Annotated in this window: 23 protein-coding genes; 9 read left to right on the top strand and 14 right to left on the bottom strand. The window is 62.5% G+C overall.

All coding sequences use genetic code 11. The features are described from left to right. Positions 1-4: 4 nt before the first annotated feature. The 9 genes from ACUY3D_RS01445 to rho form a co-directional block, all read right to left on the bottom strand. The gene (locus ACUY3D_RS01445; RefSeq protein ID WP_046648931.1) at positions 5-577 is read right to left on the bottom strand and encodes a F0F1 ATP synthase subunit B; all 573 of its coding nucleotides are present in this window, start codon (positions 575-577) and stop codon (positions 5-7) included. A 45-nt stretch (positions 578-622) separates the two neighbouring features. Continuing rightward, positions 623-865, bottom strand: a complete 243-nt coding sequence (locus tag ACUY3D_RS01440; RefSeq protein WP_010187073.1) for an ATP synthase F0 subunit C — start codon at positions 863-865, stop codon at positions 623-625. Between the two features lie 99 nt (positions 866-964). Then, positions 965-1,777, bottom strand: coding sequence for a F0F1 ATP synthase subunit A (gene atpB, locus ACUY3D_RS01435; protein WP_070525178.1), 813 nt, complete (start codon positions 1,775-1,777; stop codon positions 965-967). 447 nt (positions 1,778-2,224) lie between these two features. Next, a complete protein-coding gene (locus ACUY3D_RS01430) occupies positions 2,225-2,659 on the bottom strand; it encodes a Cg1360 family ATP-synthase-associated protein (RefSeq protein WP_070525176.1) in 435 nt (144 codons plus the stop codon). 16 nt (positions 2,660-2,675) lie between these two features. Next, positions 2,676-3,851, bottom strand: coding sequence for an MraY family glycosyltransferase (locus tag ACUY3D_RS01425; protein WP_070525174.1), 1,176 nt, complete (start codon positions 3,849-3,851; stop codon positions 2,676-2,678). Positions 3,852-3,861: 10 nt separating this feature from the next. Further along, entirely contained in the window at positions 3,862-4,539 is a 678-nt protein-coding gene (locus ACUY3D_RS01420; RefSeq protein WP_448240189.1) for an L-threonylcarbamoyladenylate synthase, read from the bottom strand. 54 nt (positions 4,540-4,593) lie between these two features. Then, complete coding sequence (gene prmC, locus ACUY3D_RS01415; RefSeq protein WP_269948175.1) at positions 4,594-5,517, bottom strand: peptide chain release factor N(5)-glutamine methyltransferase; 924 nt, start codon at positions 5,515-5,517, stop codon at positions 4,594-4,596. A gap of 24 nt (positions 5,518-5,541) precedes the next feature. Further along, positions 5,542-6,618 (bottom strand): peptide chain release factor 1, encoded by a 1,077-nt coding sequence (gene prfA / locus ACUY3D_RS01410; protein WP_046648926.1) that lies wholly within the window; start codon positions 6,616-6,618, stop codon positions 5,542-5,544. Then, the gene (gene rho, locus ACUY3D_RS01405) at positions 6,618-8,528 is read right to left on the bottom strand and encodes a transcription termination factor Rho (RefSeq protein WP_448240187.1); all 1,911 of its coding nucleotides are present in this window, start codon (positions 8,526-8,528) and stop codon (positions 6,618-6,620) included. Before rho ends, prfA begins: the two co-directional genes overlap by 1 nt. 467 nt (positions 8,529-8,995) lie before the next feature. Between rho and ACUY3D_RS01400 the strand changes: the two genes are divergently transcribed. The 5 genes from ACUY3D_RS01400 to mobA all read left to right on the top strand — a co-directional run bounded on the left by ACUY3D_RS01400 (position 8,996) and on the right by mobA (position 14,345). After that, positions 8,996-10,747: a long-chain fatty-acid--CoA ligase gene (locus ACUY3D_RS01400; RefSeq protein ID WP_448240185.1), complete on the top strand. Its 1,752-nt coding sequence runs from the start codon at positions 8,996-8,998 to the stop codon at positions 10,745-10,747. A gap of 50 nt (positions 10,748-10,797) precedes the next feature. After that, positions 10,798-11,931 carry a GTP 3',8-cyclase MoaA gene (moaA, locus tag ACUY3D_RS01395; protein WP_448240184.1) on the top strand — a complete coding sequence of 378 codons (1,134 nt, stop codon included), beginning with the start codon at positions 10,798-10,800 and terminating at the stop codon, positions 11,929-11,931. Between the two features lie 10 nt (positions 11,932-11,941). Further along, on the top strand, positions 11,942-13,159 hold the full coding sequence (locus ACUY3D_RS01390; protein WP_070563236.1) for a molybdopterin molybdotransferase MoeA: 1,218 nt from the start codon (positions 11,942-11,944) through the stop codon (positions 13,157-13,159). A gap of 127 nt (positions 13,160-13,286) precedes the next feature. Then, positions 13,287-13,772 (top strand): cyclic pyranopterin monophosphate synthase MoaC, encoded by a 486-nt coding sequence (gene moaC, locus ACUY3D_RS01385; RefSeq protein ID WP_046648922.1) that lies wholly within the window; start codon positions 13,287-13,289, stop codon positions 13,770-13,772. A 6-nt stretch (positions 13,773-13,778) separates the two neighbouring features. Next, positions 13,779-14,345 (top strand): molybdenum cofactor guanylyltransferase, encoded by a 567-nt coding sequence (gene mobA, locus ACUY3D_RS01380; protein WP_154762053.1) that lies wholly within the window; start codon positions 13,779-13,781, stop codon positions 14,343-14,345. On the opposite strand, the gene ACUY3D_RS01375 is transcribed toward mobA, so the two are convergent. Both ACUY3D_RS01375 and ACUY3D_RS01370 read right to left on the bottom strand, forming a co-directional pair. Further along, complete coding sequence (locus ACUY3D_RS01375; protein ID WP_070525155.1) at positions 14,332-15,705, bottom strand: multicopper oxidase domain-containing protein; 1,374 nt, start codon at positions 15,703-15,705, stop codon at positions 14,332-14,334. The two genes, mobA and ACUY3D_RS01375, sit on opposite strands and share 14 nt — an antisense overlap. Then, positions 15,686-16,885 carry a beta-carotene 15,15'-monooxygenase gene (locus tag ACUY3D_RS01370; RefSeq protein ID WP_154762052.1) on the bottom strand — a complete coding sequence of 400 codons (1,200 nt, stop codon included), beginning with the start codon at positions 16,883-16,885 and terminating at the stop codon, positions 15,686-15,688. The genes ACUY3D_RS01375 and ACUY3D_RS01370 overlap by 20 nt, the downstream gene beginning before the upstream one ends. 94 nt (positions 16,886-16,979) lie before the next feature. On the opposite strand from ACUY3D_RS01370, the gene ACUY3D_RS01365 reads away from it, so the two are divergent. Genes ACUY3D_RS01365 through ACUY3D_RS01350 form a run of 4 tightly spaced genes read left to right on the top strand, consistent with a single transcriptional unit; the run spans position 16,980 to position 20,482 of the window. Continuing rightward, complete coding sequence (locus ACUY3D_RS01365) at positions 16,980-17,240, top strand: DUF2249 domain-containing protein (RefSeq protein ID WP_070531183.1); 261 nt, start codon at positions 16,980-16,982, stop codon at positions 17,238-17,240. A 22-nt stretch (positions 17,241-17,262) separates the two neighbouring features. Continuing rightward, on the top strand, positions 17,263-17,985 hold the full coding sequence (gene modA, locus ACUY3D_RS01360) for a molybdate ABC transporter substrate-binding protein (protein WP_144675914.1): 723 nt from the start codon (positions 17,263-17,265) through the stop codon (positions 17,983-17,985). 9 nt (positions 17,986-17,994) lie between these two features. After that, on the top strand, positions 17,995-19,725 hold the full coding sequence (locus ACUY3D_RS01355; RefSeq protein ID WP_448240183.1) for an ATP-binding cassette domain-containing protein: 1,731 nt from the start codon (positions 17,995-17,997) through the stop codon (positions 19,723-19,725). A gap of 58 nt (positions 19,726-19,783) precedes the next feature. Then, the gene (locus tag ACUY3D_RS01350; protein WP_046648916.1) at positions 19,784-20,482 is read left to right on the top strand and encodes a helix-turn-helix transcriptional regulator; all 699 of its coding nucleotides are present in this window, start codon (positions 19,784-19,786) and stop codon (positions 20,480-20,482) included. Between the two features lie 5 nt (positions 20,483-20,487). On the opposite strand, the gene thrB is transcribed toward ACUY3D_RS01350, so the two are convergent. From thrB to lysA, 3 genes are all read right to left on the bottom strand, one after another. Then, a complete protein-coding gene (gene thrB, locus ACUY3D_RS01345) occupies positions 20,488-21,411 on the bottom strand; it encodes a homoserine kinase (RefSeq protein WP_101736603.1) in 924 nt (307 codons plus the stop codon). Between the two features lie 16 nt (positions 21,412-21,427). Continuing rightward, entirely contained in the window at positions 21,428-22,750 is a 1,323-nt protein-coding gene (locus ACUY3D_RS01340; protein WP_154762051.1) for a homoserine dehydrogenase, read from the bottom strand. A gap of 151 nt (positions 22,751-22,901) precedes the next feature. Beyond that, a complete protein-coding gene (gene lysA, locus ACUY3D_RS01335) occupies positions 22,902-24,239 on the bottom strand; it encodes a diaminopimelate decarboxylase (RefSeq protein ID WP_070525143.1) in 1,338 nt (445 codons plus the stop codon). Positions 24,240-24,250: the final 11 nt, after the last annotated feature.

Here is a 24,250-nt window from a genome sequence, read left to right as displayed (position 1 = left end):
TTGCCTACTTTCCGGCCGGTGCCACAGTGTCGAGCTCGGACAGGAAGTTATCAATCGTGGAGGACTGCTTGGTGGCGTCCGAAAGTTCGCCGCCGAGCAGCTTCTCTGCCAGGTTGATGGAGTTCTGTCCGATGTCGGAACGCAGCTCAGACACGACCTGTGCACGAGAAGCTTCAAGCTGCTTCTCGCCGGCGGTCAGGATGCGACGAGACTCTTCCTCTGCAGCTTCCTTAGCCTCTGCCTCGATCAGCTTGCCGCGCTCGCGCGCCTGCTCGCGGATCTCCGCAGCCTCTGCTCGAGCATCAGCGAGCTGAGCATTGTACTTTTCCAGAGCGGCCTTTGCTTCGGCCTGCTGAGCCTCCGCACGCTTAAGGCCACCTTCGATCCGGTCTTCACGCTCCTGCAGCATCTTGTTGTATGCCGGAAGAACAAGCTTCCAGAACACAATCAGGATGATGGCGAACGGAATGATCGACCAGACCAAGTCGTACATCTTGGGCAGAAGGATGGAGTTGCCGCTCTCCAGCGGCAGGTGCTCACTTCCCTCTGCTGCAAGGTAGTAAATGACGTTGTTCATGGGGCTCCGTTCTTAAAGTTCGATTTACTTTGTGTAAAGCGCTCTTTAGAACAGGAAGCCTGCAACGAGGCCAATCAGGGCGAGGGCCTCAACGAAGGCGATACCCAGGAACATGGTGGTACGCAGCTGGCCGGCCATCTCCGGCTGGCGAGCCATGCCCTCGACGGTCTTGCCGACGAGGATACCGATGCCCAGACCCGGGCCGATGGTTGCGATGCCGTAGCCGATAGCGCCGAGGCCCTTGAGGGTGGACTCGTCAGCAGCCTGAGCAAGAATGATTTCGTTCATGATGAAAGTCGTTCCCTTTCAATGTTTTCCCGCGAATTGTTCCGCGGGGGAAGTGGTGATTTCTGGGGTATTTAGTTAACCGCGAGGTTCGCGTTGTTGTTAGTGCGAATCTGCATGCAGCGACAGTTCGATGTATACCGCCGTCAGCAGGGCGAAAATGTATGCCTGCAGGAAGATGACGATAATTTCGTACAGCGTGAACAGAACCGCTGCGACCAGAGTGAGGCCACTCAGTGCGGTCCAACCGTTGAACTGGAAGAAGAAGAAGTTCGTTGCCGAGTACAACAGGACCAAAATGAGGTGGCCAGCCAGGAAGTTCGCCATAAGACGAAGAGCCAGCGTGACTGGACGCATGACAAACGTAGAGAAAGCCTCAATCGGTACAACAAGCACGTGCAGCAACGGCGGAAGGTTAGGAATAACCACCGAGGACTTGACGAACTTGCCGAAGCCAAAGCGCTTTGCGCCGGCGTAAATCATGGCGATGTACGCAACGACTGCCAGCACGATTGGCATACCAATACGAGCATTCGGAGAGATGTTTAGGGCTGGAACAATAGTTGCTACGTTCCAGAACAAAACACCGAAGAAGATCGTGGCCAGGATCGGAAGGAAACGACGTCCTTCCTTACGGCCCAAAATGTCTTCTGCGATGTGAATTCGTACGAAGTCAATCGCATGCTCCGCTACGTTCTGCAATCCTTTAGGAACCAGCTTCGGGTTCCTGAAGGCGACAACAAAAAGGAGCACCAAGATAGCCGCCATAAACAGGCGGACCAGCATGATGCGATCCAAAGCGAACCAACCGTTGGCGAAATCGGCGAAAAGAAGATCGACGACTCCACCATCTTCGGTTACGTGCCCCGGGAAAAATTCTGGATCCAGTTCGGGTGCGTGAAACTCACCCTTCATGGCCAATGTCGTAACGCTCAGCGTTCTCTCCCGTGTTCGGGCCACACAGCTTGTCGAAGGCTATGTGGTGCGATGGACGTCTCAAGCTCTTTGCCCTGCTCACGGACTCCGTCGCACATCAGCGTAAACAGGGCAAGGATAAACCGTACTTTTTCGGGATAGCATGACGCTAACCCGCGGTAACCCGAAGAGAATGCTATCAGTTCGCCCTCAAGTTTTCGCACGTGGGGGCAGCGTTGTGAACCTAAAGGCACAGCCCAGCGCCGTGCGGCCGCATAAAACGCCCACATTCTGCCAAAACCCTACTAAGTGTATTTGGTCACACACCCGCGTTTTCCCACCTTGACGGGGGTAATGAGCGCCCGAAGCGGCGTCATTTCGCTACACAAAAAGCCACCCTCCCGGGGTCACCGGGAGCAGTGGCTCACTGAAAAAGGTCGAGAAAGGCTAAGACACGTAAGTCACGTTGGAGGTGACCACGCCCCATACCTCAGTTCCCAACGTCACCGCCAGCGCCAGCAGCACGGTGACGAAGAGGGCCATCGTGTCGTAGAACTCTAGGTCCTTGATCAGCAACAACACCATGATGAGGATGACGACCTTAAGCAACCAGCCACCTAGGACCACAGCCATCGTGGTCGAGGGTGTCGTGCGTGCGGTAATAAGCACCGAGGCCGCGGTAAAGAGCACGAAGCCGCCGCCGATGGCCGCGCCGACGAGTACTCCCCAAATTCCGGGCACTCCGCGAACGCCACCCCAGATGGACAGGGACGCGATGGTTACGACGATAAGGCCGATGACCCCGAGACGCAGGGCGCGCTTGAGGGGGCGACGATGATCGTCGTAGGGCGAAAGCTCTTCGGAGGTCGTTGAATCAGTCACAGCCCCATACCCTACCTCAGGAAGGATCAGTTTCCAGCACCACACTGGTAGCCCGCGGCCGACGCCCAATCTTGCCCTGGCGCAGCGGAATCAGGGTCACGCCGAAGGCCACGCCAAGCGCGAGAACCGCCAAAGCCACGGCCGCAGGGGCCGGAACGATAGAAAAGGAGACGGCCCCAAACGCCACCGCGGAGACCCATAAATAAAGCACCAGTACTGTGCGTCGGTGCGTGTGCCCCAAGGAGAGCAGCCGGTGGTGAATGTGCGCCTTATCCGCAGCGAAAGGCGAGCGCCCCTGCGATACGCGGCGAATGACGGCCCAGACAAGGTCCAGGACTGGAATAAAGACCGCGGCGACCACGACGATGACGGGTGACATCAACGCCACAATGTCCACGGTGCCGTACAAAGACATGTTGATCTTGCCGGAGGCAGACGTCGACGCCGCCGCAAGGAGCAAACCAATGAGCATCGCACCGCTATCCCCCATGAAGATGCGGGAGGGCTCAAAGTTGTGAGGTAGGAACCCGGCACACACACCAACAAGAGCGGCGGCGATAATCGCCGGCGGATACGCGGACACTGCACCGCCCTGGTCGTGCAAAACCGTCAGCGAGAAGACCAAGATGGCGCCGCCGGCGATCATGCCCAGCCCGGCCGCCAAACCGTCGAGCCCGTCGACGAAGTTAATGGCGTTAATGAGCAACACGGTAAAGAACGTAGTCAAGAGTGTCCCCTGGACCTGGTCCAGGATGACCGTAGTTCCATCGCCAAAAGGCAGGAAGAGAAGCGTCCACGTCAGCCCCAATCCGCTCATGATGGCTGCGGCGACGAGCTGACCGATGAGCTTGACCAGAGCGCTCAGCTCCACCAAGTCATCCACCACGCCCACGAGGACGATGGCTGCGGCTGACCACAGCACAGCATTCATCTCAGGCGTGACGGGCATAAAGCCGCGAGTCAAGGCTGGAAGCTGGCCCGCGAGATAGACGGCGGCCGCAAATCCCGTGAACATCGCCACCCCGCCGAGCTGCGGTGTGGGCTGGGAGTGGCTATCGCGCAGGCGAATCTCCGCCACCTGTCCGCTGCGCACTAAGAAGGTGCGCACCAGTCCGGTGGTGAGGTAGGTAAACGCCGCCGCGACAAAGATCACCAACGCTAGCTCGCGCAGCGGCACTCCGGTTCCAGCCACTGAGGTCTCCTTAAGAGGATTGGGCGCCCGGGCGGGTGCGCAAGGACTCTGCGGATACTCCGATGACCTCACCGATCTGCTCAGCGCTCAATGCGCCTTCGCGCAAAAGATAAGGGCGGGAGCCAGACAGGTCGATAATGGTGGATGGCTTGCCTACCTTTGCTTCTCCCCCGTCGAGGTAGACGGTGACGGCCTTACCCAGCTGCTGCTTGGCGGCAATCGCCGTGGTGGGTGGGGTTTGGCCGGAGATATTCGCGGAGGATACCGCCATGGGACCGACCTCGCTCAGGAGCTCGATGGCGATGGGATGCAGCGGCATGCGCAGCATCACCGTACCGCGGGTATCGCCCAAGTTCCAGGGAAGCGAAGGCGCCTGCGGCACGACGATGGATAGTCCGCCCGGCCAGAAGGCCTCGATCAGCGTTTGGGCGGTATCATCCAACGACGCGACAAGACCTTTGACGGTATCCCAGGAGCCCACGAGCACCGGTACCGGCATGTCTGGGCCGCGGTGCTTGGTGGCCAGCAGGCTAGCCACGGCGTCGTTATCAAAGGCATCGCAGCCCAGCCCGTAGAGCGTATCGGTGGGCATCACCACAAGCCGCCCCGACTTGGCCGCCTTGACGGCAAGAGCCATTCCTTCTTCGCGCTCGGCGGCGTCCGCACAGTTATAAATCTGTCCCTGCATTGGTCTCTCCTTTAATCCCGTTCCTGTCGGCTTGTCGACCAATCTTCGACCAATCTACTGTACTCCCCGCTGTGCCGTGACAAAGCGGGCGGTGCCAGTGAGATCCTTGAGTACCTCGATGTGGCTAAATCCTCCATGCGCGCGCAGGGCTTCCTGCACTTGCTGCGAGGTGTCGTCGTCGTGCTCGATGCCCACGCGGCCACCGGGGCGAAGCAGCGCGGCAATGGTCGGGATCATCGCGGTGATGGTTTCCATGCCGTCTACTCCCCCGAACACTGCCTCGTGAGGATCCTGATAAACCTCCGGTTCCAGGTCCGGGGTCTCCGGTACATATGGCGGATTCGTCAGCACGAGGTCAACGGTGCCGTGCAGCTCCGGCAAGAGGTCCGCCTCGGTGACATCCCCTTGGACCACGTGTACGGTTCCCGCCCCGCCGTGCACTGCGGTTGCGGCGTTGCGGCGGGTGTAGGCCAGGGAGGCGTCGGCAAGCTCCACCGCCCACACCTCGGCCTGCGGCACGTAGTGTGCGACGTAAAGCCCGAGCGCACCGGACCCAGCGCACAAGTCCACGACACGGGGAGATTCCGACGAGTTAGATTCCTTTGTCCCCAACGAGTTAAGTTTCGTCATCTTCCCCGAGTTAAGTTTCGTCAGAAACTTAACTCCCCAGTCGGCGAGCACCTCCGTTTCCGGGCGTGGAATGAACACGCCCGGGCCGACCTCGAGTTCGAGAGGACCGAACCACGCGACGCCCAGGATGTGTTGGAGTGGTTCGCGCGCTTCACGACGCCCCACCAACGCCCCATAGGCCACGTCAAAACCGGGGATCGGTTGCTCGTCGAGGGCGATGTCCATGTGCCCACAGTGGATGAGGTGGGCGGCCAACAGGCGCGCGTCCCATTCGGGTGAAGGCACCCCGGCAGCGCGAAGGCGCTCCGTGGCATCACGAAGCGCCTCCCTATAGGTGTGAAAAGTCACCGTTAATAACCGTGCCTTAGCCTTCTAGCCCTCGGCCTCGAGGCGCTCGGCGCGCTCCTGGGCCTGCAGGGCCTCGATGAGGTCGTGCATGTCGCCGTTGAGAACGGAGTCGAGGTTATTTGCCTTGTAGCCGATACGGTGATCGGTAATGCGGTTCTCCGGCCAGTTATAGGTGCGGATGCGCTCGGAGCGGTCCATGGTGCGCACCTGGGATGCACGCTGCTCGCCGGCCTCGGCCTCGCGTGCCTCGCGCTCCATTTGATCCAGGCGGGCTTGCAGCACCTGCAGGGCGCGCGCCTTGTTCTGGATCTGGGAGCGCTCCTTCTGACAGGTCACCACCAGGCCCGTGGGCAGGTGGGTAATGCGCACGGCGGAGTCAGTGGTGTTCACGCCCTGGCCGCCCTTACCGGAGGAGCGGTAGACGTCGACGCGGATGTCCTTGTCATCGATGTTGACTGCTTCGACTTCTTCCGGCTCCGGGTAGACCAGCACACCGGCTGCGGAGGTCTGGATGCGGCCCTGGGACTCGGTCACCGGAACGCGCTGCACGCGGTGGACGCCGCCCTCAAACTTGAACACGCTCCACGCGCCATCACGGGACGGGGTCTTGGATTTGAAGGAGATGGACATGTCTTTGACGCCGCCGAGGTCGGACTCGTTGAGGCCCAGGACCTCCCACTGGAAGCCGGCCTTGTCGGCGAAGCGCTCGTACATGCGGGCTAGGTCGCCAGCGAAAAGTGCTGCCTCTTCGCCGCCGGCGCCGGCCTTGATTTCCATGATGATGTCCTCGGAGTCCTGCTCATCGCGCGGGGCGAGCAGATCCGCAAGCTTCTCCTCCAGCTCCACGACGAGCGGTTCGAGGCGCTCAACCTCGGGCTGAAACTCGTGGTCCTCATAGGCCATCTCTTTGGCGTCAGCCAGGTCTTGGCGGGCCTGGACGAGTTCATCGTTGACAGCAACGATGGGGCGCAGTTCAGCGTAGCGCTTGGACAGCTTGCGGAACTGCTTCTGATCCCCGGCTACATCCGGGTCAGCCATCTGCATCTCGATGCCCTGGTACTCGGAGACAATATCATCAACGAGGGAAACCTGGTTCGACATTATTTGTAGTCCTCCTCATCCATATCTGCCGCCATGGGCGCAGACGAGGCCACCTGCATGAGGAATTCACCGTTGGAACGAGTCTTCTTAAGCTGCTTGATCAACAAGTCGATGGCAGCAAAGGAATCCAGGCCGGAAAGGATGCGGCGCAGCTTGGTCATGATGCGCGCCTCCTCCGGAACGAGCAGGAGCTCGTCCTTGCGGGTGCCGGACGGGTTGACGTCCACGGCCGGGAAGATCCGGCGCTCGGAGATGGCGCGGTCGAGCTTGAGCTCGGCGTTGCCGGTGCCCTTGAATTCCTCGAAGATGACCGTGTCACCGGTGGAGCCGGTCTCCACCATCGCGGTGGCGATAATGGTCAGCGAACCGCCGTTTTCGATGTTGCGGGCAGCGCCCAAGAAGCGCTTCGGGGGGTACAGGGCATTGGAGTCCACACCACCGGACAGGATGCGGCCGGAGGCCGGGGAGGAGTTGTTATAGGCGCGGCCCAGGCGGGTGATGGAATCGAGAAGGACGACGACGTCCTTGCCCTGCTCCACCAAGCGCTTGGCGCGCTCGATGGCCAGCTCCGCCACGGAGGTGTGCTCTGACGGCGGGCGGTCAAAGGTGGAAGCGATGACCTCACCGTTGACGCTGCGCTGCATGTCCGTGACCTCTTCGGGGCGCTCGTCCACGAGGACCACCATGAGGTAGCACTCCGGATTGTTCGTGGCGATGGCGTTGGCGATGTTTTGCAGGATCGTCGTCTTACCGGCCTTCGGCGGGGAGACGATGAGCGCGCGCTGGCCCTTACCAATCGGCATGATGAGGTCGATGACGCGGGTGGTGAGGATCTTCGGATCCGTCTCCAAGCGCAGGCGCTGGTTCGGGTAAAGCGGGGTGAGCTTGGAGAAGTCCGGGCGGTCCTTCGCAGTCGACGGATCCAGGCCGTTGACGGTGTCGACCTCCACCAGCTGGTTGTACTTGCGGCGGTTGCGGCCGTTGCCGTGGGTGTGGGTCGGGCCAGAAACCTTGACCTTGCCGGTCAGCGCGTCGCCGGAGCGCAGGCCCAGGCGGCGCACGAGGTTGTTGTTAACAAAGACATCGGAGCTGGCCGCGCGGTAGCCGGTGGTGCGCAGGAAGGCCACGTTGTTGTCCACGACCTCCAGGATGCCGCCGACTACCTGTACTTCATCGCCCTCGCGGATCTGCAGATCGTTGCCACCATTGCCGCCACCATCGCGGTCACGCCCGCGGCGGTTACGGCGGTTGCGGCGGTTGCGGCGGCCGCCGCCATTGTTGTCATCGTCGTTGCGGTGGTTGTCGCGGCGGTTATTGTTGTGGCCGCCACCGTTATTGCCACCGTTGCCGCCATTGCCGCGATCACCGTTATCGGAGTTGTTTCCGCCGCGGGACTGGTTGTCCTCGGACTTGCCATTATTGTCCTCGGCACCGTTGTTATTTCCGTTGCCCTTGGCCTCTTCGCGGGCCTCGCGCTCCTGGCGGCGGGCGCGGTTGCGGCGGGCGCGGCGAGCCTGGGAGCGGGACTCGTAGCGGTGCTCGTCGCTACCGTCGTTGTGCTCGGACTTATCAGCCTTGTCAGATTTGCCAGCTTCATCAGTCTGCTGCTTCGGCTGGTCCTGCTTGCGCTTCTTATCCTGCTCCGGCTGCTCGGAGTCCTGGTCTGCGGCGCCGGCAGGGCGAGAAGCCTTGCGGGTAGCGCGGCGCGGCTGTTCGTCCTTCTTGGGCTCCGCTTGGGCAGCGGCCTTCGCGCCGCGCGCCGGCACCTGGCCGGTGGTCAGTGCGGTGATGAGATCCCCCTTGCGCAGTCCGGAGACGCCGCGAAGTCCGCGCTCCGCAGCCAGCTTGCGCAATTCCGGCAGCTTCAGGGACGCGAGATCCTGTGCTGCGGTCTTGTCCGTATCGCTCACGGATATCCTTTCGTCGCTTCACCAACGCGCGCCGTCTATTCAGCCGCACCCGCACTGTGCGTGGTGCCGCTCCACGTGGGCGTTGGAAGCCAGTGTGTAATTGAGATGGTCCGCCGCCACCAGCGAGTTCACGCAACCGCGATCCCCGTGGGCGGTGGTTTTCTTTGGCTCTCCCCCCTCTCCGGCCCTGCGGAGCGGAACGTGAAGAACTCCTTGCTGCACTCCGAAAAGAACTCAAGGAAGCGGCCGCGGGTCAATCGCGGGGAGATATTTTAAGAAGGCGACTGCGAGCGTATCTCTACCCTCTCATTGCCGCGCGCACCGTTGGACTGCCATGAGTTTTTCACCGCAGGTGTGCACGCCGTGGAGGGAGCTCGGAGGTGCGAGGAAGGCTTTCCCCGCCAGTCGCGAACAACTATACCGCATCCATCCACCGCGCTCACACTGACACGGCTAAAGTGGTGCGCATGCTCTCCACAATGCAGGATATCCCGCTGTCCCTCACCCGCATCCTGGAGTACGGCTCCTCCGTTCACGGCCAAACCCAGGTAGTCACGTGGCACAGCGCCAATCCCGGCAACGAACGCGAAGAGACGACCTTCGCCGATATCGGTGCACGCGCCGCCGCTTTCGCCCACGCCCTGCATGACACGCTCGGCATCACTGGTGATGAACGCGTGGGCTCCCTGATGTGGAATTGCTCAGAGCACCTCGAAGTACTTTTTGGCACTGCCTGCAAGGGAGCGGTGTTTACGCCGCTCAACAAGCAGCTCATGAATGATCAGATCCGGCACATCATCAACCACGCCGAGGTTCGCGTCATCGTCGCAGATGCCCGGTTAGCGGAGCAGCTCGCCCGCGTACTAGACGGGGTGGAGTGCGTGCGCGCGGTGGTTTTCACGGGCGTCGACAAGCCCAGCATTGCGCTGCCGGGCAACGTTGAGATTTATAGCTACGAACAGCTTCTGGATGGGCGCTCCACCGTGTACAACTGGCCGGTGCTGGATGAGCACACCGCCGCTGCCTTGTGCTACTCCACTGGCACCACCGGCGCGCCGAAAGGTGTGCTCTACTCGCACCGCGCCCTGTTTTTGGAGGGGATGCAATTGCGCTCCTCCGACTCCCTGTGTGTGACCCACGGCGAGACCTTCCTGTGCTGCATCCCCATCTACCACGTGCTGAGCTGGGGTGTTCCCTTTGCGGCCTGGATGACGGGCACGCCGCTGGTGCTTCCCGACGCCGACGTCTCCCCCGCCACCCTGGCCAAGATCATCGCCGCCACCTCCCCACGCGTGGCGCATGGCGTGCCCACCATCTGGATCCAGCTCTTCGTGCACTACCTCAAGAACCCGCCGGAGCGTATGACGCTGACGGAGATTTTTGCCGGCGGCTCGCCAGTCCCGCCGCAGCTCATCAAGAGCTGGGAAGAACGCTACGGCGTGGACGTGGTTCACGTGTGGGGCATGGCGGAAACCACCACCGTGGGCACCGTGGCGCGCCCGCCCTCAGGTGCTTCGGGTGAAGCCCGGTGGGCCTACCGCATTTCCCAGGGGCGCTTCCCCTCCTCCCTGGAATACCGGGTGGTCAATGACGGCCACGTGGTCAACACCACGGACCGAAATGCCGGCGAGATCCAGGTGCGCGGCAACCTGGTGACCGGCTCCTACTATCACTCGCCCACCTCAGAGGACGGCGGCGCCGCCCACGAATTCCGCGGGAAAGACGTCGAAGATGCGGCCTCCAAGTTCACGGCCGATGGCTGGCTGCGTACCGGCGACGTCGGATTCGTCAACGAGGATGGCTTCCTCACCGTGGAGGATCGCGCGCGCGACGTCATCCGTTCCGGCGGCGAGTGGATCTACTCCGTCCAGTTGGAAAACCTCATCATGGCCAACCCGGTGGTGCTCGAATGTGCCGTCATTGGCTACCCCGACAAGCAGTGGGTCGAGCGCCCGCTGGCCGTCACCGTGCTTGCCGCGGATATCAGCCCCACGATTGAGACCGCCGAGCGCCTGCGTGACGGGATGCGCTCTGAGCTTCCATCGTGGATGCTGCCGGAGTACTGGACCTTCGTGAAGTCCATCGACAAGACCTCGGTGGGCAAGTTCGACAAGAAGGATCTTCGTGCCCATCTTGCCGAGGGCGCCTATAACATCATCCGGCTGAAGGGCCCGGGTGAGGCTCAACGCCTCGACGCCGAAGAAGGCGCCGCGCAATAAAGGGGCCGAGCGACTATAGATCTGCTATTACTCCGGCTAAAGTGTGGTTAATGTCTGATCGCGTCTTTCTGCCTACGCCCTCCCCGCGCGGTTCCACCCGCGGCGGTGCCGACGCAACGCCTCCGGACCTGCCGCCTGCATTAAGCGATGGTCGCCGCGACTTGCTCGACCGTTATGGACGCCAAGCGCGCGACCTTCGAGTCTCGCTGACGGATCGCTGCAACCTCCGCTGCACTTATTGCATGCCCGCCGAGGGCCTCGAGTGGATGCCCACTGAACAGACGCTCAGCGACGACGAGACCATCCGCCTCATCAGGATTGCCGTAACCCATTTGGGCATTCGCCAGGTGCGCTTTACCGGCGGCGAACCTTTGCTGCGCAAGTCGCTAGAGAAGATTATCGCCGCTACCACGCAGCTACGCACAGACGAAAAGTTGGCCCCCGCCACCGCACTGACGACCAATGGCTTGGGACTCCCCCGCCGCCTGGACGGTCTCATTGAGTCGGGGCTGGACCGCGTCAACATCTCCCTAGACACTATTGATCCTGAGCTTTATGCCCGCCTCACCCGGCGCGACAGGCTTGGCGATGTCTTCGCCGCCATCGAAGCCACCACAGCCGCCCACCGCGAAGGGCGTCTGGGCACGGTCAAAGTTAATGCCGTAGTTATGCCCGGAGTAAATGAAGAGGACATCGTCCCCTTGGCGCGCTACTGCCTCGAGCGAGGCGCGCAGCTGCGCTTCATCGAGCAGATGCCATTAGGCCCGCGCGAAGAATGGGAACGCTCCCGGATGGTCACCGCAGAAGATATTTTGGCTCGTTTGGGAGAAGAATTCGAGCTCACGCCTGTGCAGAAGCCCCGAGGCTCCGCCCCCGCCGCACTGTGGACCGCGCAAGCGCGCGATGGCTTAATACAGGTAGGCCGAATCGGCGTCATCGCATCCGTGACAAGGCCTTTCTGCGGCAATTGCGACCGCACGCGACTCACTGCGGACGGCGCTGTGCGTAATTGCTTGTTCGGCAACTCGGAGACGTCCTTGCGGGACTTGTTGCGCAGCGGCGCTAGCGACGCGGAACTCGCCGCCGCGTGGGCGGGCGAAATGTGGAAGAAGCTGCCGGGCCATGGTGTGGATGATGAAGGATTCCTCCAGCCCGATCGCCCGATGTCCGCCATCGGCGGCTAGATTGGGTGCAATGACAAGCACTGGGACTGACTTAAGCATCGAGGAGTATTTCGACCGCCTCCACGCATTGGTTCGCGTCCTGCCTGCGGAGCGCGCTCCCCTTGTACAAGGCCGCGTTCTGGCCGAGCCACTCTTCGCCCGTCTTCCCCTCCCGCCGCGGGATAATTCGGCGATGGACGGCTTCCTCATCCCAGCTCCGGCGTCACCTGATGACTTAACCACCCCATTCACGCTGCCTGTTATAGGTGATGTCCCAGCAGGCTCACCCACTCAGGTCCCGCAGCCTGGGACCGCGGTGCGAATCATGACTGGCGGGGAGGTTCCGGAGGGTTTTGATGGCCTGGTCATACCAGTAGAAAACACCGATGTTCCCCTAGGGCCCGGACCTGTGCCTGAAACCGTTACGGTGCACCACCTGCCCGACCGTAACCATATCCGGCGACGCGGTTCCCACATCGACGCCGGCCACCAACTCGCTGGATCTGCCACGCTTGTCGACGCCCCCCTTATCGCCGCCAGCCTCTCCTCCGGCGTTGACAGCGCCGTGGTTCACCGCATCCCACGAGTAACCATCATTGCCACGGGTGAGGAGCTGATCAACGGCCAGCTTTCCGATTCGAATGGGCCCATGCTCGAAGCCCTCATTTCTTCCACCGGTCTCTGCGAGATCACCCGCACGGTCTGTGGAGATTCCCCCATTGAGCTGCACCGGCGCTTCAACGCGGCCGCTGCGGATTCCGATCTCATTGTCACCACCGGCGGCGTCTCGGCCGGCGCCTTCGACGTGGTTCGCGCCGTGATTGAGGATGCCGTGGAACGCGATGATTACTGGTTCGGCCACGTCAACCAACGGCCCGGCGCGCCTCAGGGCCATGCGCTCTGGGACGGTATCCCCGTGGTGTGTTTGCCGGGCAACCCGGTGGCGGCGTTTGTCTCCGCACACCTCTACCTCACCCAACTGCTGCGCTCTCTGCGCGGACTGCCCCGCCCCGCGGGTGTCAAGGACCGGCCGTGCCTCACGGCCGTCGCCGGTGCGGACTTCCCCGAACCTCACCACCCGCTCATTCAGCCGTGCTCCATCACCATGACGGAATCCATTACCGCAAGCCCACCGCCGGGTCCGCGTATGCGCAGCCACCACGTTGCCGCCCTTCCGGGCACACACGGCTTTGCGCTGCTGACGAGTCCGGTCGCCGCCGGCGAGCAACTTACCGTCTACCCTTACTAGCTTCACAATCCGCCTCCACATCCCCACCCCTCCGTTGCTGCCAAAGATCGCGCATCTGAACACCCGGATCGGCCTACTCTTCGTCAGCTAGGCTAGGTCCACGCTAGGAAAGGATTCTTGTTTAGACATGAAGTTCACTCACCTCAATGCCGCCGGCTCCGCCTACATGGTGGACGTCACCGAAAAACAGCCCACGGTACGCACAGCTACCGCCCAAGGCGAGGTCGCGTGCTCACCAGAAGTTCTCACCGCGCTGCAGGAGGGAACCGTGCCTAAGGGCGACGTGCTTGCGGTTGCGCGTGTTGCTGGCATCGCGGCGGCCAAGAAAGTTCCTGATCTCCTTCCGCTGGCCCACACCATTGGGGTACATGGCTGTGCGGTGGATATTGAGCTGTGTGAAGACCACGTTTTCATCGAAGCCACAGTTCGCACCGCCGACCGCACCGGCGTGGAAATGGAGGCGCTCACCGCGGTGAACATCGCCGCCCTAGCGCTCATCGACATGGTAAAAGGCGTCGACCGCTCCGCCTATATCCGGCGCTGCGGCATCACCGCAAAGTCCGGCGGTCGCTCGGGTGATTGGTCCCGCGAACTGCCCGGCGCGGAAGGATAGAGAACAATGCCAGGTGTCATTGTTTTGGCGGGCGGACGCGGCACACGCATGGGAGGCGTGGACAAGGCAAGTATCACTCTCGCCGGTGAGCGCCTTATCGACCGCCTCCTGCGCCAGCTTCCTTATGGCGCGCCGGTAGCGGTCGTCTCGCCCTATCGTTTGGGCATGCCCCAGGTGTGCGAAAGCCCCCTGTTTGGCGGGCCTGCCGCAGGCATCGCTGCGGGCCATGCCGCGCTGGTCAGCTCCTCAGAGCCCACCACCGCCATCTTTGCCGTCGACGCCCCGGATTCCCCGCGTATCCTGCCTGTCCTAGAACAGGCCTTAGAAAGCTCCGATGCTGATGCCGCAGTGGCCACCCTCGATGGGCGCCTCCAACCGCTGTGCGCGCTGTGGCGCACTAAGGCCCTCACCCGCGCGCTGGAGGAGCTCGGAGATCCACGCAACAAGCCGGCCATGCACTTACTGAGGCTCGCGGGCACCATCGCCGAGGTCGAGGCAACGCCCGCAGTGCGCGATATCGACACCATGGACGAATTACGTATACGGCGCGAGCGCCTTGCTACTCAACGATAATCTGGCCGTGCTGCCCTTTCTCCGCGTTCGTCATGAGGTGGTTGACAAAGGAGTAGGTCCCCGGCTCGTTGAAGGTCATCTCCACGAATCCGCCCTGGGCAGGTAGAAGGTCGAGCGCTTGGGAGCCGGAATCCTTCGCGCCCTTAATCAGGTAGGCGCCTTCCTTGTACACGGTGTCGAATTGCTCGCCCACGACGTGGAAGCTCAATGGCAGATCCGGGCCGAGGTTGACCACCCAGATGCGCACGGTATCGCCCACCTTGGCGCGCAGCGGGGCAACATCATACTGGTTGGGATAGTAATTGAAGGCCGTGAGGTCATAGTCGCCGTCGCTGACGCGCTGCGCGTTAGCGCCCTCAGCTTCCTTACCCGCAGAGGCTAGGAAGACCTCGTTCGCCGTCATGACATACTCCGCATCAACGTCTGCCAGGGCATCCTCGCCACGCGGATCAATGATGACCGCTCCCGCCATGCCATTGGCAATGTGCAAGCTCATCGGCATGGTCGAGCAATGATACATCCAGATACCCGCCCTGTGTGCCACGAATTCATAGGTCAGCGATTCACCCGGCTGGATCGACTTCATGTTCTCATCCGGGTTGACCTCACCCGCGTGAAAGTCCACCGAGTGCCCCATCGAGCCCTCATTCTTGATGGTGATGCGGAATCTATCCCCCACCTTGCCGCGCAAGGTAGGCCCGGGTGCTTGCCCGTTGAAAAGCCACCGGGTTTGGCGCACGCCTGGGGCAACCTCGACTTCTTCCTCGGTCATCACCCACGTTTCCTCATGGAGGTCCCCTTCGGCGGGGGCAAGGGAGGCATCGACGGCGTCAAAGCCTTCGCGGGCTGCCATGCGCTCGGCATCCGAGGGTACCGTCGCCGGGGCGCCGGCGGAGCCGGTGCTTTCCGACGCCCCCGCATGCTCATGCTCACCGGATGCTGACTCGTCGACGTTGACCATGAACGTCATGCCCTGCATCTTGTGGCCGGCGATCGTGCAATAACCTTCCACGGACTCCTCGATAATTCCGGCGTCGAGCTGCACGGTCTCGCCCGGTTCCACCCGGCCCGTCTCCTCGCGCCCAATCTTCAGGTCATGAACCTGGTCACCTGTGTTGGTGAAATTCACTACGAGGTGGCTGCCTGCTGCCACGTCAATGGAGGACGGGACAAAGGCCATGCCGTCCACGGAGACGTCAACAGTCACGGCGTCGGCGGATGCCACCGTAGCTGGGTCCTGCTTACCTGTGGTCGAGTTGAACACAGCCAGTCCAATGACAGCGAGGAGCGCGACGATGATGATGAGCCAGGACGCCCACTTCTTTTCGGAATGCTCCTTCTTAACGGGCACGCTTGACATGAACTTCTCCTTGAGATGATGCGACGGCCCATGCCAGGGCCGCACTATTGGCGATGAGTCCAAGCCCCATCATGATAAGCCCAACCACAGACACACCGGCAATGCCGAGGAGGCTGAGCACGCCACCCACATTAATGAGCCCTACTCGCAGGAACCCGGCAATATGCCCGTGCGCGGGACGGGCCGTACCCGCCAGGATGGGCAGCATGTGATGGAGCACCCCGGTGACCAGCTGCAGCAGGCCGGTGCCAAGAAACGCCGGCATGAGCAGTAACGTCACCGCGCGCGGGTAGGCCCCTGCGATGGTGGCCGCGGCGTCACCGGCGCAGAGCGCCACCATCCACACCAGCCCCGCCATCGCGGACACACTAGCCGTGGTCTTCTCACCACCAAGTGCACCGGCCAGCACTGGCTGGATGATGAGCACGGCAGCAAGCACGGTGAGCAGCTGCGCCATGCCGGCAGCGCGGGTGAGCCCGGAGGCGTCGGCAAGCATGGCCACCCCCAGCCCCACGCAATGCACGGTCAAAGCCCGGCTGCACCGCGCCCGCGCAACCGCTGAGATTGGGGTTCGGGTCAACGTGGGCAGCAGCGTGATGACCGTGCCCAGGACGGTAAGCAGGCCGAAGCCCCACACCATCCCGCGTGAGTGCGCGGCCACCAACAGCGAGTAATTCCCTACCCCGTGCGCAGCCAGAATGACCAGTAGCACCGAGAACACCATGAAGCAGGCCGCCGCCAGATAAAAAGGAACGGTCACAGCGAAAGAACCAGACAAAGAGCCCCGGAGCGTGGTCCACAGCGCCCACAGGTGCCACGCAACGGCAGCGATGACGAGAGCGGAGCCGATATCCGCAAGCACACCCCAGTCGTAGCCTGCGCGATCAATGAGGAGAAGTACCAGCCCCACCTGAACCAGCCCTACCCGCGCGCCCACCCCGCGGAAGCCGACCGCCGGAGTGCGGGTGAGCGCCTCCGTGAAGTGGGTACTGAATACGAGGATCGCGGTAGTCAGCGCCCCGAGGGTAAATGGGTGGATGAGGTCCCACCACACGACGGGTGCTCCCCAAAAACTTGCCACGGTAATTCCCACGCCGACCGCGATCCAGAACGCGACAAGGCTAAAGGCAAGGGTGTGCCAGCGCCGGCGCGAAGCCAGGGAGACATCACGCAGAGGCATATCCGACATTTTTATTTGCACGGATATAATCGTAGTAAATTAGTTGCACGGGCAGCAACGCCCGCTGGCCTAAAACTCGAAAGGGATAACACCAATGAACTTGCCGCTTGTCGACGCCTCCAAAGGACACGACATCCCCACTCTCAACGCCTCCGAAATTCCCCACGCGGTGCGCCACGGCGCTATCCATGGAGCGCTGGGCACCCTCAACGTGGGCGAATCCATGATTCTCATCGCTCCGCACGACCCGCTTCCGTTGCTCAACGAGGTGGACCAGCGCGAAGAATCCTTCGACCGTGAATACCTCAAGAAGGAACCAAAGGAAGTGCATATTAAATTCACGCGGACCGCGTAAAGATGCCGTAACGTAACTGACCATGCGCCGCTTGAAAATTGCTGTCTCTGTTCTCGCCGCCGCGCTGACTGTCGCCGGCTGCTCCTCCAGCTCCGATGAACCGTTGCAGGTTTTCGCCGCCTCCTCCACGCGCGTGCTCAATGACGACCTCTCCGGCGCATCCGAAACCCCGCTGGCGTTTAACAACGGCGGCTCTTCCGCCCTAGTTCAGCAAATCAATGAAGGCGCTCCCGCGGATCTGCTCCTCACGGCTTCCCGGGAGACCATGGAGGATGCAACTGCGCAGGGCACCGTTGACACACCCGTGGCCTTAGCCAGCAACGTTATGGTCATGGTGGTGCCGAAGGGCAATCCCTTGGGACTGCGCTCCGCGGCCGACCTGGATCCCTCGGCACGCCTCGTGCTCTGCGACCCAAGCGTGCCCTGCGGTGCCATCTCCACGCGCATCATGGAGGCCAATAACTGGGACCTGCACGCTTCCTCCTTGGAGGGACAGGTAGCTGACGTCCTGGGTAAGGTCGCCTCCGGTGAGGCGGACGCCGGGTGGGTCTATTCCACCGATGCCGCCGCTAGCGAGGACGTCGAGGCCATCCCACTCGACCACGCGGAAGACTTCCGCAATGAGATCATGGGCGCGGTGGTATCTGATTCACCCCGACACGACGAAGCTCAGGATGTCCTCAACCTCCTCGACTCGGATTTTGACAACACCTGGGAAAAATTCGGTTTTACCCCGGTGGACTAAGTGTCACGCGTGATTTTGCACGAACAGCGCCCGCGGACAACGTGGCCGGTCATCGCCGCCGGCGTGCTCGCTGCGGTCTACATCCTTGCCCCGGTGCTCGCCCTCGGGCTGCGAGTTCCCTGGCCGAACCTCGCCGACACGCTGAGCGCTCCAGCGACCCATGACCTTCTCCGCGTCAGCCTTTCCGCGGCGGCGTTGTCTACCTTGCTATCCACGATCCTGGGCACCTGTCTGGCTCTGTGGCTCCAGCAGCTACGCCGTGTGTCTCACCTCGTGCGGCTGGTGGTTTACCTCCCTTTGGCCATGCCTCCCGTGGTAGGCGGGTTGGCGCTCACCGCGCTGCTCGGGCGCCGCGGACTGCTTGGCCCGGTTTTGGAGCAGGCTGGGCTGCACGTGTCTTTCGCCTTTCCCGGTGTTGTGGCAGCTCACTTATTCGTCACCCTGCCCTTCGTGGTGGTGGCGGTGGATTCTGCGCTGCGGCAGCTCGACCCCGAAGTCGTGGCCAGCGCACGGGGCATCGGGCTGAGCACAGGAACCATTCTTCGGCGCATCATCCTGCCCGCAATCCTCCCTGCCGTGTTCACCGGCGGTGCTCTGGCGTTCGCCCGCTCGCTGGGTGAATTCGGGACGACGATCACCTTCGCCGGATCCCTGCCCGGTTCTACCCGAACCATGCCCAGCGGCATCTACCTTGAGCGTGAGGTCAGCGCGGACAATGCCTATGCGCTGTCGGCCGTATTGATCGGGATAGCCATCCTCACGCTCACCGCGGCCGGAATTCCTCTGCTGCTGCGCCGCCGCCGCGAGCAAGCTGTGCGCGCTTTGCAGCCGATGGACCCGGTTGCGCTCCGCACGATGACCTCCCCGCAGGACTCTCCCCGCGATCTCTTAGCCACGGTCGGCGACACCACCACGACGTTCCGTGGCGGGCGCGTGACCGCGGTGGTTGGCCCCAACGGCGCGGGAAAGACCACGTTGATGCGTTTCATTAGCGGACGCTTGCAGGGAGCCCAGACAAATGCCGAGCGTGTGGTCATGCTCTCCCAGGACCCCGGGCTACCACCCACTGCCACCGTGGAACAAGCTTTGACCATGGTGACCAAGGATGCACAAAGGACCCAGGAGTTGCTGAACGCAGCTGGATTGCAGGAGCTGGTCCATGTTTCCGAGCTTTCCGGCGGGCAGGCCGCGCAGGTTGCCCTCCTGCGCGCACTTGCGGCGCGCCCGGAGGTCTTGGTCGTGGACGAGCCTTTTGCCGCCATGGACGTCGAATCAGCCGCCCGGTGGCGCCACCTGTTGCGCCTCTCGGCGGCCGACCGCACCACCATCATTGTCACTCACAACCGCGTGGACCTCACCACGCTGGCGGATAACATCGCTGTGATGGAAGCCGGCGAGGTCATCTCCCAAGGACCCGTGGATCAGCTACTGGAGCAGCCCACCACTCATTTCATGGCGGAGCTATCAGGCGTCAATCTGCTACGGGGTAGCCTCCGCGATGGAGTGTTCACTCCTGCTCGCAGCGGTGACCACTGGGCGGCCTTCCCCCAGAGCGCACTGAACTTCGACAACGCCGGGGCGCTGAGCGCCACAATTCTTGCTGACTTGGGCAGCTCAACCCTGGTGGAGATCGATGGCCAACGGGTGACTCTAGACCAACCGGCACACAGCAAGGCCCCCGGTGAGGTTGTGCCTGTGTTCCTCGATTCCGCTGCTTTAAGGCTTTATGCGCTGAAATAGGGGAAGAGCTGCGAGCAGATGTAAGATCCTCGTAGCATTGTCCAAGGAGAGGCCGTTTATGTCTACGTCATCTGCGCATAGCCCGCGCTCGTCTACTGAGCTGTTTCCTGACACGATGAAGCTCTCCCCCAAACAGAGCGAGGTTCTCTCAACCCTGCAGACATTCCCGCAAGGAGCACGTGCCGCCGAGATTGCACAGGAACTGGGGATGCACGTTAACACCGCGCGCGGCCACCTTGATGAGCTCGTTAACGCCGGCGCGGTGCGGGTAGTTACCGCCCCAGCGCACGGGCGCGGGCGCCCCTCCCTAATCTTCCAAGTACGAGTACCCGACAACCGTTCGGTGGCGGAGGAATACGTCACGCTGATTAGCGTCTTGGTCACAGCGCTGGCGGATAAAGAGCAGCTCAATGACTTTTCATCCGAGCAAGCACGAGAGATCGGCCGCGCGTGGGCTAAAGCCACGGCGAACAGCCGCGGTGCTGAGGCACTGGCACCGCTCTACCGGACGATGCGCGATATGGGCTTTGACCCGGTAACCTCGGTGGAGCAATTCGCCGAGGAAGGCCGCACCACAGTGCAACTCCACGCCTGCCCGTTCGTCACGGCCGGAATTCAGCCCTCCCCCTTCGTCTGCGCCATCCATGATGGTTACCTAGATCAAGCGGCTGCCGATTCCGGCGGGCGGCTTAGCCTGAAGCTCATTCCTAAAGCCGGAAACGGCGTGTGCCGAATCGATGTGGAAGAGAGCAGCTAGCTAGGCTAACCGCGCTCGACGGAGACCGGCCCGGCGACCTCCAGCTCCAGCACGCGCAGGTTCTGCCCGCGGGCATCATCGAGGATCTCCTCCTCGATGGGCTCGGTGTGCAGGACCATGACGGTGGGGCCAGCGCCGGAGAGATAGGCGGCGTAGCCGCGGTTGCGCAAGCGGTTCACCCACTCCGCGGTGACCGGCAGGACATCAGCGCGATAGGGCTGGTGCAGGCGGTCGCGGGTACCCTCCCACAGCAGGTCCGGGTAGGTGGTCAGCGCCGCCACGTTTACTGCAGTGCGGGAGACGTTGAAGGCGGCATCGGCATGCGTGACGTGCGAGGGCAGCACGCGGCGCACGGCTTGCGTCGACGCATGAAAGTCCGGTACCAAGGCCGTGGCCTTAATCCTCGGGTGCACGTCCAAGGTCGCGGCACGGTACTCCGGCAGCGAGCGGCCGTCGACAGGCACGGTCGTCCAAGAGACCACGGCGTTGCCCAACACAGAGGCAGCTGCGTTATCCGGATGCCCTTCGAACGCCGAGGACAGCTGCACAACCTGCTGTTCCGAAAGCGGGAATCCCGCTAGGCCATTGCCCGCGGCCACGCCGGCCACCGCGGCAGACGCCGAGGAGCCCAGGCCACGGGACTGCGGGATGTTGTTCGTGCACACCACGCGCAGGCCGGAGACTTCTACGTCGGCAGCCTTCAGCGCTGAGCGGATGGCCTTGACAACGAGGTGGGAGCCGTCGCGCGGCAGCTCGTCAGCGCCCTCGCCGAAGATCTCCACCTCCAGGCCGGAGCAGGTGACTTCCACCTCCACGGTGTCGTAGAGACTCAGCGCAATACCCAGGGTGTCGTAGCCCGGGCCCAGGTTGGCCGAGGATGCCGGAACCTGGACGGTGACCTTGGTGCCTACTTCGATATCGATACTCATTGTTCTCTCTGAGTCCCTATACACCCAGGCGGATGACGGAGTGAACGGCCTTGACCTCATCGAGCTCGCCGAGGGCGGCGACGATATCTTCGAGCACCGCTTCCTTCGCCGCGTGGGTCACCACGATGAGGCGAGCGGTGGCATCGCCGTCCTCCTGGCGCACGGTACGCAGGGAGACCCCGTGGCGGGCAAAGACACCGGAGATGGCAGAAAGCACGCCGGTGCGGTCTTCAACTTCCATGTCGACGTGATAACGAGTTTCCACTTCTCCGAACTCCGCAATAGGTAGGTTGGCGTAGGTGTTCTCCCCCGGCGCTTGGCCGCCGTGGACAATGTTGCGTGCCGCGCCGATGACGTCACCCAGTACAGCCGAAGCCGTCGGGTTGCCGCCGGCACCGTTGCCGTAGAACATCAGGGAACCGGCGGCCTCCGCCTCGACGAAGATCGCGTTGTAGGACTGGCTAACCGACGCCAACGGGTGATCCTTCGGGACCAGAGTCGGGTGCACGCGGGCATTGACGGATTCCGCGCCGGTTTCCTCATCAACCAAGCGTTCACAAATAGCGAGCAGCTTGATGGAATAACCGGCTTGGTTGGCGGCCGCGATATCGTCCGCGGTGATCTTGGAAATGCCCTCGCAATAGACGTCGTTGAAGGTCAGGCGGGTGTAGAACCCCAGGGAGGCCAGGATGGCAGCCTTAGAGGCGGCGTCGTGGCCCTCCACGTCCGCGGTGGGATCGGCCTCGGCGTAGCCCAGACGGGTGGCCTCAGCCAGCGCGTCCTCGTAGGAGGCGCCGGTGGTCTCCATAGCGTCCAAGATAAAGTTGGTGGTTCCGTTTACGATTCCGGAGATGCGCTGGATCTTGTCACCGGCCAGGGAACGGCGCAGCATGCCGACGACCGGGATGGCGGCAGCCACGGCGGCCTCGAAATAAAGGTCGACGTCGGCGCGCTCAGCAGCCTCCGCCAGCTCATCAGCGTGCGCGGCCACGAGGGCCTTATTGGCGGTAACCACGGATTTGCCAGCATTAAGGGCGGCGAGAACGAGCTCGCGCGGGAAGTCAATGCCGCCGATAACCTCGACGACGAGGTCGATATCATCGCGCAGGACAAGCGCCTTGGCGTCGTCGGTCAGCAGCTCCTCCGGCACGCCTGGGCGCAGCTTGTTCTTGTTGTGCACGGCAACGCCGCGGATCTCCACCGGGCCGCCGATGCGGTGCGCAAAAGCGTCCGCATTCTCCTGCACGAGGCGGAAAACCTCGGCGCCTACGGTGCCAAACCCAAGCAGCGCAATACCTACTGGTTCGCCTTCGGGCTTCTTGCTACGGTTCGTCGTCATGGTGTCCCTTTGTTGATGTTGCGTTTGATTCTTACGTGCTAGCCCATCACTATACAGAACGAGCTGTCTATTTCTATACAAAATGGCCGGCACTGGGCGCGACCGGCCATGTCATAGTGAATAAAATACGGTGAGCTGTGACAACGCCGCGCTAATCGACGTCCAACGCCAGCAAGTCCTCCACCGTCTCCCGGCGCAGCATGAGCTGGGCCTTGCCGTCGCGCACGGACACGACCGCCGGGCGCAGAGCACCGTTATAGCGCGAGGCCATCATGTACTGATAGGCGCCGGTGGTGGCGAAGGCGAGGAGATCACCGGTGGTGATATCCGAGGGGAAACGGCGCTCGTTGACCAGAATGTCACCGGACTCGCAGTGGAAGCCCACGATGCGCGAATCCACGGGCTCGCCCCGGGTGCGGCGGTTGACCACGCGCACGTCGTACTCCGAGCCATAAAGCGCTGGGCGGATGTTATCGGACATGCCGCCGTCCACGGAGAGGTAGCGGCGCATCGGCAGATCCGCCTTGCCGGTCTCCACATCCTTGACCGTGCCCACGCGGTACACGGTGACCGCAGAGGCACCCACCAGGGAGCGACCGGGTTCCACCAGTACGAAGGGCGGCGTGATGTCGAGCTCGGTGGCGGTGCGCTCCACGGCGTCGAGCAGATCCTTGGCCAGCGTGGCGACGTCGAGCGCTTCCTCGTATTCCATGTAGGGAATGCCGAAGCCGCCGCCCAAGTCCAGCTCCTCGAGGGCAACGCCGAGCTCGCAGTGGATGCGCTTGTACAGGCTGAGCACGCGCTCGGCGGCCAGCTTGAAACCATCAGCATTAAACACCGAAGACCCCACGTGGCAGTGCAGGCCCACAAGCTTAAGGTTGGCGGATTCCAGCACCTTCTGCGCGGCGTTGAAGGCGGCACCGGTGGACAGGGAAATGCCGAACTTCTGATCCTCGTGCGCCGTGGCGATGAACTCGTGGGTATGTGCATCCACGCCGGGCTTCACGCGGATCATCACCGGCTGCACGCGGCCGGCGGACGCCGCGATACTATTGAGGCGCGAGAGCTCCTCCTCGTTGTCGAGGACAACGTGCCCGATACCGTTGTCCACGCACAGCTGCAGGTACTCGTCTTCCTTGTTGTTGCCGTGGGCGGTCATGCGCTCCGCCGGGAAGCCTGCGGCCAGGGCCAGCTTGGCCTCGTTGAGGGAGGCCACGTCGAGGCACAAGCCCTCCTCGTCAACCCAGCGCACGATGCGCTTGGTGATGAATGCCTTGGAGGCATAGTGCACGTGGTCGGGCCCGCCGAAGGCTTGGGCCATATCCCGGCAGCGCGAGCGGAAGTCCTGCTCGTCGAAGACGTAGAGCGGGGTGCCGTATTCGGCGGCCAAGTCCGTCAGCGCTACACCGCCAATCGAGACCACACCATTCGAGTCTCGAGCGGCGTTGCGCGGCCACACGTGGGCCGGAAGAGAATTGAAATCAGTCATCGATACCTTTT

The organism is Corynebacterium guaraldiae, assembly GCF_053480195.1.
The sequence above is the reverse complement of the archived record's forward strand: the minus strand, read 5'-3'. Positions and strand labels throughout refer to the sequence as shown.